This is a genomic window from Arthrobacter sp. MP_M4 (assembly GCF_035984855.1).
Taxonomy (GTDB): domain Bacteria; phylum Actinomycetota; class Actinomycetes; order Actinomycetales; family Micrococcaceae; genus Arthrobacter.
In genome coordinates this window covers 19,589-34,885 of sequence record NZ_JAXCHX010000028.1, presented here as the reverse complement: position 1 = coordinate 34,885, position 15,297 = coordinate 19,589, and the positions used below count along the sequence as shown (strand labels likewise).

Annotated in this window: 15 protein-coding genes and 3 pseudogenes; 11 read left to right on the top strand and 7 right to left on the bottom strand. The window is 61.5% G+C overall.

Annotated features, from left to right (window positions below; all coding sequences use genetic code 11):
• The first annotated feature begins 251 nt into the window (after positions 1-251).
• The 3 genes and pseudogenes from RCH15_RS16535 (at position 252) to RCH15_RS16525 (ending at position 1,282) form a co-directional block, all read left to right on the top strand.
• On the top strand, positions 252-515 hold the full coding sequence (locus RCH15_RS16535; RefSeq protein ID WP_326961751.1) for a DUF1016 N-terminal domain-containing protein: 264 nt from the start codon (positions 252-254) through the stop codon (positions 513-515).
• A 95-nt stretch (positions 516-610) separates the two neighbouring features.
• Positions 611-895 (top strand): PDDEXK nuclease domain-containing protein, encoded by a 285-nt coding sequence (locus RCH15_RS16530; RefSeq protein ID WP_326961750.1) that lies wholly within the window; start codon positions 611-613, stop codon positions 893-895.
• A gap of 85 nt (positions 896-980) precedes the next feature.
• Positions 981-1,282, top strand: a pseudogene (locus RCH15_RS16525) (DUF4193 family protein).
• 102 nt (positions 1,283-1,384) lie between these two features.
• On the opposite strand, the gene RCH15_RS16520 reads toward RCH15_RS16525, so the two are convergent.
• The gene (locus tag RCH15_RS16520; RefSeq protein ID WP_326961749.1) at positions 1,385-1,582 is read right to left on the bottom strand and encodes a hypothetical protein; all 198 of its coding nucleotides are present in this window, start codon (positions 1,580-1,582) and stop codon (positions 1,385-1,387) included.
• A gap of 431 nt (positions 1,583-2,013) precedes the next feature.
• On the opposite strand from RCH15_RS16520, the gene RCH15_RS16515 reads away from it, so the two are divergent.
• Entirely contained in the window at positions 2,014-3,429 is a 1,416-nt protein-coding gene (locus RCH15_RS16515) for a dipeptidase (RefSeq protein ID WP_326961748.1), read from the top strand.
• 179 nt (positions 3,430-3,608) lie between these two features.
• On the opposite strand, the pseudogene RCH15_RS16510 reads toward RCH15_RS16515, so the two are convergent.
• From RCH15_RS16510 to RCH15_RS16495, 4 genes and pseudogenes are all read right to left on the bottom strand, one after another.
• Positions 3,609-3,913: pseudogene (locus tag RCH15_RS16510) on the bottom strand (xylose isomerase); the annotation flags it as partial.
• Positions 3,914-3,935: 22 nt separating this feature from the next.
• A complete protein-coding gene (locus tag RCH15_RS16505) occupies positions 3,936-4,799 on the bottom strand; it encodes a glycoside hydrolase family 16 protein (protein WP_326961747.1) in 864 nt (287 codons plus the stop codon).
• 180 nt (positions 4,800-4,979) lie between these two features.
• On the bottom strand, positions 4,980-5,357 hold the full coding sequence (locus tag RCH15_RS16500; RefSeq protein WP_326961746.1) for a hypothetical protein: 378 nt from the start codon (positions 5,355-5,357) through the stop codon (positions 4,980-4,982).
• 228 nt (positions 5,358-5,585) lie between these two features.
• Complete coding sequence (locus tag RCH15_RS16495; RefSeq protein ID WP_326961745.1) at positions 5,586-6,278, bottom strand: cyclase family protein; 693 nt, start codon at positions 6,276-6,278, stop codon at positions 5,586-5,588.
• A gap of 102 nt (positions 6,279-6,380) precedes the next feature.
• Here RCH15_RS16495 and RCH15_RS16490 point away from each other — a divergent pair, with 102 nt between their 5' ends.
• From RCH15_RS16490 to RCH15_RS16460, 7 genes and pseudogenes are all read left to right on the top strand, one after another.
• Positions 6,381-7,331, top strand: coding sequence for a helix-turn-helix domain-containing protein (locus RCH15_RS16490; RefSeq protein WP_326961744.1), 951 nt, complete (start codon positions 6,381-6,383; stop codon positions 7,329-7,331).
• 456 nt (positions 7,332-7,787) lie between these two features.
• A complete protein-coding gene (locus RCH15_RS16485) occupies positions 7,788-9,152 on the top strand; it encodes a DJ-1/PfpI family protein (protein ID WP_326961743.1) in 1,365 nt (454 codons plus the stop codon).
• A complete protein-coding gene (locus RCH15_RS16480; RefSeq protein ID WP_326961742.1) occupies positions 9,149-9,661 on the top strand; it encodes a hypothetical protein in 513 nt (170 codons plus the stop codon). Before RCH15_RS16485 ends, RCH15_RS16480 begins: the two co-directional genes overlap by 4 nt.
• Positions 9,661-10,047, top strand: a complete 387-nt coding sequence (locus tag RCH15_RS16475; protein ID WP_326961741.1) for a hypothetical protein — start codon at positions 9,661-9,663, stop codon at positions 10,045-10,047. Before RCH15_RS16480 ends, RCH15_RS16475 begins: the two co-directional genes overlap by 1 nt.
• A gap of 82 nt (positions 10,048-10,129) precedes the next feature.
• Entirely contained in the window at positions 10,130-11,368 is a 1,239-nt protein-coding gene (locus RCH15_RS16470) for a sensor histidine kinase (RefSeq protein WP_326961740.1), read from the top strand.
• Positions 11,356-12,078: a response regulator transcription factor gene (locus RCH15_RS16465; RefSeq protein ID WP_326961739.1), complete on the top strand. Its 723-nt coding sequence runs from the start codon at positions 11,356-11,358 to the stop codon at positions 12,076-12,078. The genes RCH15_RS16470 and RCH15_RS16465 overlap by 13 nt, the downstream gene beginning before the upstream one ends.
• 731 nt (positions 12,079-12,809) lie before the next feature.
• Positions 12,810-12,956 (top strand): annotated as a pseudogene (locus tag RCH15_RS16460) (IS256 family transposase); the annotation flags it as partial.
• Positions 12,957-13,078: 122 nt separating this feature from the next.
• Here RCH15_RS16460 and lpdA read toward each other — a convergent pair.
• Together lpdA and RCH15_RS19130 are read right to left on the bottom strand one after the other, a co-directional pair.
• Entirely contained in the window at positions 13,079-14,479 is a 1,401-nt protein-coding gene (gene lpdA, locus RCH15_RS16455; RefSeq protein WP_326961738.1) for a dihydrolipoyl dehydrogenase, read from the bottom strand.
• A 333-nt stretch (positions 14,480-14,812) separates the two neighbouring features.
• Positions 14,813-15,172 carry an alpha/beta hydrolase gene (locus tag RCH15_RS19130; protein ID WP_442784529.1) on the bottom strand — a complete coding sequence of 120 codons (360 nt, stop codon included), beginning with the start codon at positions 15,170-15,172 and terminating at the stop codon, positions 14,813-14,815.
• Between the last annotated feature and the right edge of the window lie 125 nt (positions 15,173-15,297).

Genomic DNA, 15,297 nt, shown 5'->3' with positions numbered 1-15,297 from the left:
CGCAAACTGTGAGCACCGGTATCCTCGAGTCGGTGACCCACCGAGCTAGACGATCAAACCCGGCGCATAAAGGCCACTACGGCGCACAGCAAGACCCTAGAGATGATTCACTTTTTCACAATCCACCCCTATATTGACGGGGTCGAAGGGCCTCCAGCAATGCCCGCACCAGACTATGCCGCTGCCCTCACGACCCTGAAAGGGCTCGTACGCGAAGCTCAACAGCGCGCGCAGCGCGTGGTGAATCAGCCATGATCGAGCTTTACTGGAGCATTGGGCGGACGATCCTGGACAGGCAGATGAGCGAGCCATGGGGGAGTAAGGTTCTGGACCGGCTGGTACGCGACCTTAGGACGGAGTTTTCCCACCTGAAAGGATTCTCCAGAAGCAATCTCTACAACGTGCGTGCGCTCGCTGCGGCAGGGAACGGCCCGGGACTCAATTGTCCAGACACCGTCTGGACAATTGAGCTGGAGCCACAACGTCGCGCTCCTGAGCTAGCTGGACGACCATGAGCTGCGCCGGTGGTACGCGGCCAGAGCTGCCGGGCATGGCTGTTCGGTGGCCGCGCTGGAACATCAGATCCTCACCCGCCTCCACACGCGGAGCGGTGCGGCCCCGAACAACCTCGAGGCAGGACTGGCCCGGGCAAGGTAACGACCTGGCGCGGGAGGTTGCCAAGGACCGCCTGGTACTCGACTTCCTTGGTCTCACCGAGGACGCCCAGGAACATGCCATCGAGGAGGCCATGACGCTGCGCATGGCGCAGACGCTGGCCGAGTTCGGGCCCGGCTTCGCTTTCATCGGCCGGCAATACCACCTCGACGTCGATGGAGATGACTTCTTCATCGACCTCCTGCTTTACCACGTCCCTTCTGACCGTTACGTGTCGTAGAACTGAAAGCTGGCAAGTTCAAACCCGAGCAAGGTGTCCGTTGCAATCCCACCAGCTAAGAACGCCAGAAAAGAGAATGACCTAAGTGGCAACCGATTACGACGAAGTACGTTCCGACGTCAAGGAATCCCAGGACCGCTCCCTTGAGGCGCTGCAGTCCGCCAACGCACCGAACGCCCAGAGCATCGTCCGGGAGCTGGACGAATCCGACGCACTGGATGAGGCCCAACTCCCGGCGGGGAGTTTGTCTCCGAGGAACTCATTGTTCAGGTCATTCCCCAGGCCGAGGACGAGTTCACCTGCTATTCCTGTTTCCTGGTCCGGCACCGGTCCCAGCTCGCGCGCGAAAAGGACGGCCCCTCGTACTGCATCGAGTCCGAGGGTTAGGACTACCCCGCTCGGGAGGCCCAGCTATGGGGCGAACCATCAGCCAAGGCAATGACTGGTCGCTGAAGTCGCTTAGAAGCTCGTGACGCGCCGTCATGCCCTTCACGAATTCACGGCCACAACTATGCCACGGCGTTCCATCGGGCTAGCCAGGTTGAGAATGAGGTCCTGCGACTCCAGCTTGAGCGCTGTTGGAATCTGGGTCGCAATGGTTTCGATATAGTCGCCATCAATGTCGTCCTCCGCTTGAGGTAAGGGCGGAAACCGGTACCCAATGGGTTCGCACAACTCTGCGGCCACGCGTTCAAGGTCTTCAAAGCGAGCGATGGCTGAGTCTCGATTTACAGCGGATGATCCGGCTAATTTCGTAAAGACAGAGTCCCCGAACTCGGCGGTACCGACTTCCGAGGGTTGGGTGCTATCAACGGGCCGGTTCCGAGTCTGAACGAGGCCGACTGGCCAGGACTCTGCAATCTTCCCTGTTCTTCCCAAGACCAAGGAAGCCGCAGGCGAAGTTTACGGCCCCTTACCGGCCCCCGCCCCGGCGCGATCTCGTAGATCAGCTCAGATTTCGCAGCAACAAAGCTTCCGTCAGCAACCCTGAACCCCCTCTCCAAGAACTCGTTGTCAAAAAGATCAACAGTCCGGGTGACTCTGACGACAAAGCTTCTGCCGTGAGATATATGTGCGCTGGCACGCAAATTTGATCGATCACGGGTAGTGTGTTGGCCATGACTTCATCCATCGCGGGGAACCCGCAGACCACCACCATCGATGCCGTAGCGGTCCGTCAGGCCGTCGCCGAATCGTTCGATCAAACGATCAGCCAGCTGAAGGACCTTGTGGCCATCCCGGGCATCGCCGGGCCAGGCTTCGACCCGGCCCCGCTGAACCGCAGCGCCGATGCAGTCGCGGCCCTGGTGCGGGCCAGCGGATTCGACGACGTCCGGATTCTCCGCTGCGACAAGGAGGACGGTACGCCAGGCGGGCCAGCCGTCATCGCCCGTCGCCCGGCCGCCGAGGGAAAACCCACCGTGCTGCTGTACGCCCACCACGACGTCCAGCCCACGGGCAGCCTCGCACTCTGGGAAACTGAACCCTTCACCGCAGTCGAACGCGACGGGCGGCTCTTCGGCCGCGGTGCCGCGGACGACAAGGCCGGCATCCTCGCTCATATTGCTGCCTACTCGGCCCTGACACGTTTGCTCGGGGATGAACTGGGCCTGGGCGTGACATTCTTCTTTGAGGGCGAAGAGGAGGCGGGATCGCCTACGTTCCGGTCGTTCCTCGAGGCGCACCGCGAGTTGCTGCGCGCGGAGGTGATCGTCGTGGCCGACTCCAGTAACTGGAAGGTGGGCATTCCTGCCCTGACCACCAGCTTGCGCGGCATGGTGGACGGCACCATCGAAGTCCAAGTCCTGGACCACGCGGTGCATTCGGGCATGTTCGGCGGCCCGGTACTCGACGCTCCGACCCTGCTGGCCCGCCTGATCGCGACCCTCCACGACGACCACGGCAGCGTCGCGATCGAGGGCCTGGTGAGCCGGGACGACGTCGCCGTGGACCTCTCTGAGGAGGAGTACCGCGCCGACGCCTCCGTGCTCGAGGGCGTGAAGCTCGCCGGGACCGGGAGCATTGCCTCACGCATGTGGACCAAACCGGCACTGTCCATCATCGGCTTTGACGCCCCGGCCGTGGACGTCGCCTCTAACACCCTACTGCCGCGCGCACGGGCCAAGTTCAGCCTCCGCCTTGCCCCCGGACAGGATCCGGCGGCAGCAATGGAGATGGTCCGCAGGCACGTAGAAGACAACGCGCCGTTCGGCGCGCAGGTCGTGTTCACACCGGGGGGGAGCGGCAACTCCTTCCTGACGGACACCAGCTCGAAGGCCGCGTCCGTTGCCATGTGGGCTCTGGGGGAGGCTTGGGGCGTACCCGCGGTGGAAATGGGGATCGGCGGATCCATCCCGTTCATCGCGGACCTGACCGAGGTCTACCCGGATGCGCAGATCCTGGTTACTGGCGTCGAGGATCCCGATTCCCGCGCCCACAGCGCTAATGAATCGCTGCACCTGGGCGATTTCCGGAACGCGATCGTCGCCGAGGCCCTGCTGCTGGCCCGTCTGAACGAGGAAGGCGCGGGCTAGCCGTTCTAACCCGGCTAGTTGGTGAAACGGCTGGCGGATGATGCAACTCGTAACAGGTCTGGCGTTCGGGTTTTGAGCTGAAGGTCTCGCGTAAGGCCGTTCGTCCGGAAGGATGGGTTTGAGAGCAGACCTGCATGTTGGCGGCGACGGGAGTCCCGTGCGCCGTCGATGTCCTAGGCGCGGCTGGGTTTGTAGTCGAAGTGCCGCGGACAGTCGAAGGCGGGGCCGGCTGTCGGGTCCGCCGTTTTCACGCAGGTCCACCAGGGAGAATGCGTTCTGCAGGTCGCAGTGGTCGAACACCAGGTCCTGGTCTAAATTGATGCTGCGCTGGCCGTTGAGTTCGGTGTGGAAAAGCTTGCCCTGATAGAGCGCCTGGGCCATCCCGTGGCTAAAAGTTTCAGACTTGCCATCTGCTCGTGCCCGGTTCCGGATTGATGCCGACCGCTTCCGGGCGTTCGAGCGTTTGGATGATCGCCAGAGCGTGGCGCGACTTCAGGTTCTGAACTTCAGACATTTACCGTGGATGCGGGCTTTGCGCGTGCCGCAGCCGGGTCTGCCTGTTGGTAGCCGCGGACCCAGTCAACCAGAAACTTCTTTGGATACGGAGAGGGGGGTGCGCCCTCGAACTCGTAGACATTGAGCATGAGCTGCATCGGGTAGTTCGGCGACTGCTCGACTTTGGCAACGAACTGGTCGTCGAAGTAGAAGTTGACGCAGTCCGGGGTCCAATCAGCACTGTAAGTGTGAAAATCGGTTACGTCAGCATCCAACTGGATTTTCAGGAACTCATCGTGCAGGAGGGGGTCGCCGAACGGATGTATTCCGAGTCCTGCTATTGCGGTGTCAGAGCCAATGTCGGAGCCGAAGATCTCGAAGATACATATTTCTGCCGATTGTTCCGAGACGTCTTCAAAGCCGATCATCCACAACGCCACCATGCAGGCGGGATCGGCGATGGCAGCAACGCGGGCTTCAATGAGTCCGTAGTGAGGGGTGTACAGCCGCTGCTCAGTCTGGGCCTCGCAGACTATTAGCCCCTCTGTGAACTTGTGCTGGCCTGCGGTGCTTCCCAGTGGCCCTGAGAACACCCCGGTTTGAAGGTTGGAAACGCGGAGGCCGCCATTGTGTTCCGGGGACCAAGGGGGCTGGTCCTCTTCAATCATTAAGGCCAGCACCCCGGAATCGAGGCGGTACCTGGCCCGTGCTCGTTCGGTATTGCTCCATTGCGGGAGGTAGCTCGGAATCCATTTGGTGCTCTGCAGATCGGGTCCCTCAAAAGTGTCACAGAACTCCAGAATATATTGACTGCGGTCGAGGCGCCGGCCTGTGGTGCTTTCATTGTCGGCCATGTGGTCAATGTCGTTGCTCATCTGTGGTCTTCCTCTTTTAGACGTTTGCGTGGACCCGCCCCTCCAACTGGCGCATCGGCCAAAAGCCGGGCGCAGAAACCGGCCCTCCTGATGTCGCAACTCAGATTGACGATCTCACCCCATCCTAAAGGCGTGGGTTCCTCGCCAATAGAGGGCAGCTGATGCGTACTGGACTCGCGGTCAGGCATGGAAGCCTGTTCCCGTAACGAGGAGCACAGCAAGAATCGTTGCGGCGACGAAGTCGACAGTGGCGCAGAAAGGTGGCCACCACCGGGTGTTGCGTACGAACTTCGTACGATGCTGCCACAGGTCCTTCAGCCCGTGTGTTGCCAACCACGCGAACAAAATCCAGGCAGGGCCCGTGACCGCCGATGCAGCGCCCACAATAAAGACGGCGGCAACGCCGGTTTCCACCACGAGCACTTTGGTACGCCCGTCCGCTACAGCAAAACCGATGTAAACCGAGGCGATAACCGCAAGACCGAAGGCATAGACAGTGGACGGTGTGAGCCACCATACCGCCAGCGGTGAAGCGACCTGCCCTGTTCCGATGATCACCCCCCACACCACGGCGGCCGTCGGCACGTGTGCCGACGAGCGGGCCGTTCGCGGGATTGCTCCAGCTTCACGGGGTGACATTTGGCTCCTACCTGGGTGGTGGTGTTGCGGTGTGGGAATCAGTAGCCACTCCGGCCAGGGTCCTAGCGTGCTGAAGTCCCTCATGAGCCAATGTTTGCCACGGCTAAACACCGCAGTCAGTAGCGGCTTGCCGTCGCACGTGGGAGATCAGATTTCTGCATAGGCTCGGACTGGGAACGTTCCGAAATTCTCGATTTTTGGAGGTGCGGCCGTGAAGCGTGCCCCTTGCTCGGGTACGTTTCCGAGGTTGGTGAGGTGCTCGACTATGTGAATACCAGCAGCCAGCAAAAGTGTATGGGCCGGTCTTTCGCCGCTGGAATCCTTGTCGTCGATGTTCAGTGAATCGATCCCGACGAGTGCAGCCCCCGCCTGGACCAGATGCCTGGCACCGTCTTCTGTCAGAAAAGGCGCGCCAACTCCATACTCCGGTGTGCCGAAATAGCGATCCCAGCCGGTGTAGAAGAGGACTGCCGCGCCCTTCAGGTCCCTGTTCTGAAGCAAGGCAGGAGTTATGCCCCTTCCGGACTTGATTGGAACATGGATTACCTCAGCTCGAAGGCCTACCAGGGTCTCCAAGTTCAAGGAGGCCAAGTCTGCTCCAGTTGCGAAGCAATGGAACGGGCTATCCAAATAGGTGCCCGTGTTGCCGATCAGAGAGATCGTATCCAACGTGAATTCCGTTCCAGGGGCGAAACGGGAGGGTGAATCGGCTCGGGAAAGGTAGGACTCAAACGTTGGGGCAGGGAGGCCAGGATAGGTGATGACGCCTTCTGCAATGGTGTGGCTCAGGTCAACGACGCGTCGGGTGTTACTCGGAGCTGTAAGAGGGAAAATTTCCATACGTACGACCCTGTCAGCCGGGTTCTGGAAAAAGAATGGGCAGAATTGCCGCGTATCGAAACTATTCTGCCGACCGCCTCTTTCACCTGTACAGTGATGGCCATGCACAACGTCGTGGCTCTGGCATTGCCGGGCGTAGTGGCATTCGATCTCGCTATACCCGCCCAGGTATTCGGCCACCTAGACGAGCGAGAGCGGTATTCATTCAAGGTGTGCGCCGCAGAGCCTGGTCTCGTTTCCACGACGACGGGCTACGCCATCCAAGTAACCCATGGACTCAACCTACTTCGCGCTGCTGACACTGTGGTTGTTCCGGGTTTCAGTCCGTTGGACGACCCTCCGGAGAAGGTGAGTAATGCGCTGCGCCAGGCCAGTCGTCGTGGAGCGCGAATCATTTCCGTTTGCACGGGTGCGTTCGCTCTGGCAGCCGCGGGACTCCTGGATGGGAAGCGGGCCACAACTCACTGGCGGAATGCTGAACGGCTCGCCGCGATGTATCCGTCGACGACCGTCGAGGCCGGCGTGCTCTACGTAGATGAGGGAGGAGTTAGTACCAGTGCCGGTGTTGCCGCTGGCATAGATCTTTGCCTCCATCTGGTCAGAAACGATTTCGGAACCGAGGCTGCCAACAGAATTGCCCGCCGCATGGTAGTTGCGCCCCACAGGGAAGGCGGACAGGCTCAGTTCATCGAGAATCCTGTCGCTGCCCCGATTGGACTATTCGGAGCGACTTGTGTGTGGGCTCGGAAGAACCTCTCCGAGCCTTTATCGGTTCGAGATTTGGCTGGCCATGCCGGATGGGCACCCAGCACGTTTGCCCGCCGGTTTGTGGCGGAAGTGGGCGTGACACCGCTGAGGTGGCTAACGGGGCAACGGATGGCCGAGGCCCGAAGGCTCCTAGAACATAGTGATCTGACCGTGGAAGCCATTGCCCACCGCTGTGGCCTCGGGACTTCGACAAACATGCGGCTGCATTTCATGCGCGAGCTTTCAATGACGCCCACCAGCTACCGGCGACTGTACCGTCCGAATCCGGACCGCGGCAGTCCTTAGTCCCGCCGGTGCCGTCCCTACAATGTTGCCGTAGTCGGTTCGTGGCCATCACCGACTCTTCCTCGGCCTCGAGAAAACTTCGACTGTCCTCGGCCCTGATCGCCGAAAGGACTGCCCCGGGTGAGTCCGGCCCGATTGCCTAAGCTGATGCCTTTGAGCACCGCCACTGTCGATTTCGTTGCTGGTGCAACGTTGGCATACGTCGCTTTTAGTTGCCTGTCCTAACGGGATGCCGGTGGTGACATCGCATCCACGCCGTGCAACAACCTGGCGGCCACCGGCATTCGTAAGCCGGCGGAGCCGAAATGGCACACGGGTAGTACCCCGGTACCACATGCACTTGCTGGGAAGTATCCCTTGGACCGATGTTTGGGAAACGGGCAATCCGTAGCGTGATGAGCAACGCAGGGCGCACGCACGGTGGCAGCTCGCGTCTACAGAATCGAGACCCCGCTCATGGCCTCCCGCTCACGACGCCTTTTCTACACCGCTCTCTCGGTGGCATTATCCCTGGCCGCTGTGGCTGCGCTGGCCTTCGCCGGCGTAGCGGTGGCTGATGCGCAAAGCCATGTGGCGCCGCCACAGCAGAGCCTGCAGGGATTCCCGGTGAACCTGCCGTCCTCCTCGGGCGCGATCGTTGTCGCCGTTGTCCTGGGCTCGTCGGGCACCGTGGGGAGCGACGTTCTTGCGCCCTACGAGGTGTTTGCCAGCTCCCCCGAATTCTCCGTCTACACAATTGCGGCGCAGTCGGCTCCTGCAGCGATTGACGGAGGCCCCGCGATAGTGCCCACGTACACGTTCGAGGACGTTCGATCGGGCAAGGCCCGGAAGCCGGACGTCGTCGTTGTCCCCGCCGTCGGCGCTCCGGAGGGGCCGGAGGAAACCGCGATGCGGGAGTGGATCGTGGAGCAGTCAGGCCGCGGGGCCCGCATCCTGGGCGTCTGCAACGGATCGAACGTTCTGGCAGGGAGCGGTGTCCTCGACGGCCATAAGGCGACAGGCCACTGGTCACGTCTGGGTTCTCTGAAGAAGAGCCATCCCCAGGTTCATTGGTCGGAAGGCCTGCGATACGTTCAGGACGGCATGATCACCACCACAGCCGGTGTCACGTCCGGAATTCCGGGCGCGCTGAAAGTCATGGAGGACCTGGCCGGCCCTGACGAAGCCGAACGCGTAGGCCGCCTGATGAATTACCCGGGCTGGTCGCTCATGGCATCTGCATCAATATCCGTCCAGTCCTTCACCACCGCTGACCTCCCCGTCGGACTCAACGCCCTCGTCCCGTGGTTCCGGCCGACGATCGCAGTCGGGCTCTTCAACGGAGTAGGAGAAGCCGACGTCGCCAGCGCGTTCGAGGTCTATAACATGTCCTTCGCAGCCCGCGCCGTGCCGGTTGCCGCCACGGAGGCCGTCACCACCAGACACGGTATGGTCCTCCTCACCGTACCGGAAACCCAGGCACCCCAGGTGGACAGGGTCATCGCCCCCGGCGCGGCGCGGGACCAGGACATCGACCCCCAGTTGAGGGACTGGGCCGCGTCCCGCAATGTTCCCGCCGACGCCTTTGCCGGCGCCGACGGAGCTCTCGGATTCGACGGCGCCCTCGAATATCTGGCGCAACATACCGACCGCGCCACCGCCGTGTCGGCGGCCAAGATGATCGACTATCCCACTGCCCATCTGAACCTGCCGGCCGGTGAAACCTATGTACGCGTTCCGGTCCTGATCGTGCTCGGCCTGCTGCTTGCCACCCTCATCGGCGCCCTGCCGGTGGTTACTCGCACCGCCATCCGCCGTCGCGCAGAGGGACAGATGAAATGACCCGGTACATCCACGAACTCGATCAGCGTCCGGCCGCCTCCCTGGACGGGGCCCAGCAGGCCGTCCCGAAGAACCGGACGGGATACGTCTACTTCGCCAAGCACCTCGGTGTGATGGTTGCGTTGATGTACGGGGGAATGTTCGTGCTTGACCCCGTCTACGAGATGACGGTGGCCCTTGCCGGAGTCGACGACCCGTGGGTCCGGCTGCCCGTCCTCTCGAATATCATCATGGCGTTCAACATGAGCGTGCCGATGGTCCTGTACATGCGCCATCGGCGCCACACCTGGCAGGCTATCGCTGAAATGTCGGCAGCGATGCTTCTTCCCGCAGCCCTGACCACGGTCCCCTACCTCCTGGGGGTTATGACAGCCGGGACAATGATCTCTCTCAGCCATGCGACAATGATCCCGCTGATGGCGGTCGCCATGATGCTCCGCTTTCGCGAATATGCCGGACACAAGCCGGGGTATCGATTGCCCGCCACTGCACAAGAGAGTGGTTTGTAATGCCGTTGGATCAGCTTTCCGCAATACTCGCCTGCGCGCTTCTGGCAGGCCTGACCGTCTTCCAGGGAGCTCTAATTAACGGGGCCCCGCTCGGGAGGATGGCATGGGGCGGACAACACCGTGTCCTCCCGGCCAACCTCAGAATCGGAAGTGCGGTCTCCATAGGCTTGTACGTCCTCTTCGCATATGCCGCGCTGGCCAAGGCCAACCTGGCCCCGCCGTTGATAGGCGAATCCTTTACGTCCGTGACCATATGGGTGATGACGGCATACTTCGCGCTCGGCGTCCTGATGAACGCCATCTCGCGCAGCAAGCCCGAACGCTTGGTCATGACCCCCGTTTCAGCTGCCCTCGCAGCCCTGTACCTGGTCCTTGCACTCCAATGATTTTCCACGCTGGAACTACCCGTACCCACCGACTGAGGACAGGAGGCCATTTATGCACGTCACGACGGGTAGAGTCCGGGGCATGACCGGGACGGGTGACAGGGAGCGCAAGGAGGAACTGGCTCTGCCGACGGCGGGTCCCCCGGACGAACCGATCCGGCAACGCGGATGGCGCTCCCGCCCGCGAATCACAGACCTTCTGATCGCTGCCTTGTATGCAGGGCCGGCCCTGGCCGTGACCGCTATCGTTCACGAGACGAATGGCCTGGGGTTCATTCTTCAGTTGCTCGCGGTGGTGGTTTCCGGAGCTGCCCTGCTTTTCCGCCGGCGGGCTCCGATGTTTTCGTTGGCCGCCGCCGCGGGCATCATGCTCATCACGTTCCCGGCGCCGACAAGCTTCGCAGCGGTGGCGACAGCCATGGCACTGTACGCCGTCGCCGTTTACAGGTCGACCCGGCACGCAGCCTGTGCTCTGCTGGGGACCAGCGGCGTCCTCCTTCTGGCCGCGGTCCTGCCCGGGTCAATAGTTGACCCGGGCCAGGCCGGCCAGGCAATCGCAGTGCTCGTGATCGCGGCATTGGTCGGCTTCAACGTCCGCTCGCGCCGCAGCTACGTGGCCGCTCTCGTGGACCGCGCGGACCGGCTGGTGCGGGAACGGCAGCACCTGGCCAGTATCGCCGCGGCCGCGGAGCGGAACGCGATCGCCCGCGAGATGCACGATATCGTCTCGCACGGGTTGGCGGTGATGATTTCCCTCGCCCATGGTTCTGCAGAGATTGCCCCCTCTGATCCTGCCCGCGCCGCCGCGGCCATGCGTCAAGTGGCCGAGACGGGCCGCACCGCGGTGTCGGACATGCGCCGGATGCTCGGAGTGCTGAACGTAGGCACCACCGGGGAACCCCCCGGCACGGTGGTGCCAGCGCCCGGGGTCGGGGACGTGCCGGCCCTGGTGGAGCCTTTCCGTTCCACGGGCCTTCCAGTGGTCCTGCGATCAGCCGGTGTTCCTCCGGCCGACCCCGGGATCCAGCTGGCAATCTACCGCGTCGTCCAGGAGGGGCTCACCAATGCGCTTAAGTACGCGAGGGAAGCATCGGCGGTGGTTGTTGGCTTGCAGTTCAGCGCCGACGAGATTACGGTCTCGGTGACCGATGACGGCCAACACGAGGTCATTCCCGCAGGCCACCTCGGACGTGGCCTCGTGGGAATGCGTGAGCGCGTCGCACTGTATGGCGGCACGATGGAGGCAGGCCCAATGGTAGGCCGTGGATGGTCCGTGACCGCGCGGTTCGTGCCGCAGGAGGGAGCCTCATGGAACCGGTAACTGCCTCACCCCGGCGACCGATCCGGGTGCTGCTTGTCGATGACCAGATTCTCATCCGCATGGGATTCCGCATGGTCCTCGACGCCCAGGACGGAATCGAGGTCGTTGGTGAAGCCGCCGACGGCAGGATGGGAATCGAAATGTGTCGCACCTTTGCGCCGGATGTGGTGCTGATGGATGTGCGGATGCCTGGCATGGATGGCATCGGGGCCACCAGCACGATTGTTGAGGAGTGTCCGCGGTCCAGGGTTATTGTCTTCACGACGTTCGATCTCGACGAATATGCCTTCGCGGCACTCCGGGCCGGTGCCAGCGGCTTTCTGCTCAAGGATGTGGGACCAGCCGAGTTGCTTGCGTCCATCAGGGCTGTCGCCGGAGGAGACGCCGCCATTTCCTCCAGGGTCAGCCGCCGGATGCTGGACCTCTTCAGCCAACGGCTTCCCGCCGGTCCACCCGCCGGAGGCGATGAAGCTGTCGCGTCCCTGACCCCGAGGGAACGCGAAATCCTCTCGGCCATCGCCGGAGGACTGACAAACACGGAGATCGGGGAACGCATGTTCGTGGCCGAATCCACGGTGAAGACCCATGTGGGCCGTATCCTGATGAAACTCGGGCTGCGCGACCGCGTGCACGCCGTCATCTTCGCCTACGAACACGGCCTGAACGGCCGGCGCCCGCATCACGACTGGGGTAAGCGGGCGGGAGCCTAGTTTCGCAATTGAAACGCCCTGCGATATCCAAGCGGCGCCACACCCGTGACCGCCCGGAATCGCTGGCGAAAAAGTCACTGGTGTCGCGAACCCGACGGTCAAGGCAATCTCCGCTACGGATGCGTCATTTTCTTCCAGCAGCTGGCTGGCGTCGTCGATTCGCCAGGCGAAAGCCACCCCACGGATCGAGGTCGCCCAGGCCCGAAGGGATGCACCCCGGGAACATAAAGCCTCCGCCAGCTAACCGCGAAACTTTGACAGTTATGGCTGGAGGCCTGTGTGTGCGCGAAATCGCCAGTCGGTTGGCTACACGGGAGGACGTTCGGTCTTTCGCGCCAAGACAGCCGAAATTAGGGCCCGGATCTCTCAAATCACCGCAGCTTCGATCCCAGGGAAATGATCCAGTGGGACCTATTGTCTCCCACCGAGCGAATCATTCCCACCGGGGCACGGTGCCATGCATTCACCTCGTGTGCTCACCGTGACCTCCGGCTATTCGCGCTGGCTCATGGCCCATGTGCTGCCTTCCCGCACCACGGGAGACCTGGTGGCGGACATGTCCCTGCTGCTGGAAACAAAGGAGGAATCGTGCTGCGGTGAATTGCCTCTAGCCTGTAGCTGTCATCGTGAACCTCGCTGTCACGTTGGTATGTTGAGTGCGGGCGTTAGAGTGGTCCGATTTGCCAGGCAACAGCCCGTTTTTGTTGTGGCCCGAGTCAAGCAAACCCGGGGCGATTCAAAAGTTCATGTATCTGGTCACCCGGTCACTCGATCCGGCCGGTGCCGGCAGAACGCGATGGGCCGTGCGTTGGAAGCCCGCTTTGAACGCCTTCGCCATCACCTTCGGCGACCGATTCCCGGCAGCTGAGAACAACTAAAGGAAACTGCCGGATACACCGTTATTGAGAAGGTCTCCCCAGCTCATGGGCATTTCGCCAAAGTCCAGTTCTTCGGCAAGTAGACGTAGTGCGCCGGCCAGCCAGGAGTATTCGATGTGGTTCTAGAGGTTGATCATGTGCCCCGTGAGTCCGTGGAATCCTTCTTGGAGTGCTTCGCCCAGCGTGGGGTGAGCGTGGACATTCCGTGCGAGTTCGGTTGCGGTGAGATCCCATTTCTGGGCGAGGGTGAGTTCAGGGAGGAGTTCCGCGACGTCGGCGCCAATGAGGTGGGCTCCGAGGAGTTCTCCGTGCCTTGTGTCAGCGATGAGTTTGATGAACCCGGTCGGGTCTCCGATACCTTGCGCTTTGCCATTGGCGGTAAAGGGGAACTTGGCGATGATGACGTCATAGCCTTCGTCGCGAGCCTGCTGTTCGGTAAGGCCGAAGGAAGCGACCTGCGGTTGGCTGAAGGTAGTTCGGGGCATCATGCGGTAGTCGCCAATGGGAAAGGTTTCGGCGCCGGCGATTGTTTCGGCGGCTATGACACCCTGAGCTTCGGCCACGTGTGCGAGCTGGAGCTTTTCAGTGACGTCCCCGATGGCGTAGAGGTGGGGGACAGACGTGCGCATGTAGTCGTCGATTGCGATAGCACCGCGCTGAGTGAGTTCTACGCCGGTGTTCTCTAGCCCATATCCGGTGGTGCGGGGTGCGAAGCCCACCGATATGAGGACCTTATCCGTGCGAATGCGCGACCGTTCGCCGGTTGGCGCCGAGAAGGTCACGGTGACCGAGGTTTCATCGTCGGTGACCGACTCGACTCTGGTTGATGTGAGGAGGCTGATGCCGAGTTTCTTGTACTGTCGGGCGATCTCCTTCGACACTTCGATGTCCTCGTTGGGGAGGGCTCGGTCTAAGTATTCGATGATGGTGACCTGCACACCGTAATTTGCCAGGACATAGGCGAATTCCATACCGATGGCGCCGGCACCGATGATCACGATGGAATTTGGTAGTTTTCGGGTGAGGATTTGTGTCTCGTAGTTGACGACGTTCTCGCTGAGCTCGACGCCTGGCACGAGACGGGCAGTGGATCCCGTGGCGATGATGGCGTCGTCGAAGGTGACCTTGCGGGTGCCGCCGGTGGTGAGGGCTACTTCGATGGTGTGGGGATCGGTGAAGGTGCCGTGGCCGTCAATCTCGCTGATCGCGTTCTTCTTCATTAGGAAGTGAACGCCTTTGACCCGGCCGTCTGCAACTTGCCGGCTGCGATCGTAGGCAGCGCCGTAGTCGAAGAAGGCTTGGCCGGAGATGCCGAACTGTCGGGCTTGATGGGTGAAGATGTGCGCCAGTTCCGCGTTACGTAGTAGTGCTTTAGACGGGATGCAGCCGACGTTCAGGCAGACGCCTCCCCAGTACCGCTTTTCGATCACGGCAACACTCTTACCCAGTTGTGCGGCGCGGATTGCAGCGACGTAGCCTCCAGGGCCGGCGCCGAGGACTACAACGTCATAGTGGGTGTTCATGGGGTCTTCTTTCAATGTATCGCTTCCTAGGTATTTGCCGGATTGGGCTGAGTGACTGTGTCAAGTATTTCTGGCCCAAGGAGGGCATGGTGGAAGTGCGTCCTTATTGCAGAAATCGGAAAACGCTCGCCGTAGACGCCACTGCAGGGCAGGTCGGATCATGTTCAGCACAAAACCTGGCAGGCCCGATATTGCGTCCTCGCTGGAGCTCCACAGTTGCTCCGCAACCGAGGCAGACAAGTCCTGCACGCAGCGCACGCCTCGTCGATGAAGGAATCGCACCGAGCTCTACAGCCGTCCATACTTTCGCGTCAACTAAACAACGTGCTACTTTCACAGCCTCGGTTTCCTCCCAGTGTCAGCACGCCGGACAGCACCGCCTATGTACGCGCCGTCGACGCCGGGCTTCTCCGTGATCCGGGGCGGGCTGTTCGAGACTCCATTTTCCTGTTGTACAGGGTTTTGGACTCGCGACTCGACTTGCGTTGAAACGAATTCGGTGACGGCGTCCACAACACATCGATCGGCCAGCAGGCGGTTGTGACCGAGTCCTTCGGTGTACATCACCGAAGCGGAATAAGCGTGGCCGTCGGCAATGAGACCAGCCTGATCGATGCCGACTACAGCATCTGAGGAATCGTGCACCACGAGAAGAGGCATCAAGCTGCTGTCATTTTCCGAAGGCGAGTGCACGAATGTCCGAAGTCCTGCTTACCGAGTGTTTTTGTCAACAGTGGTCAGCACGGAAATTCAGGAGACCTCAGCACAATCCGCCGGTCCGTACCCGATAATCCTTGATTTCCTGCCGGTACGGAGAG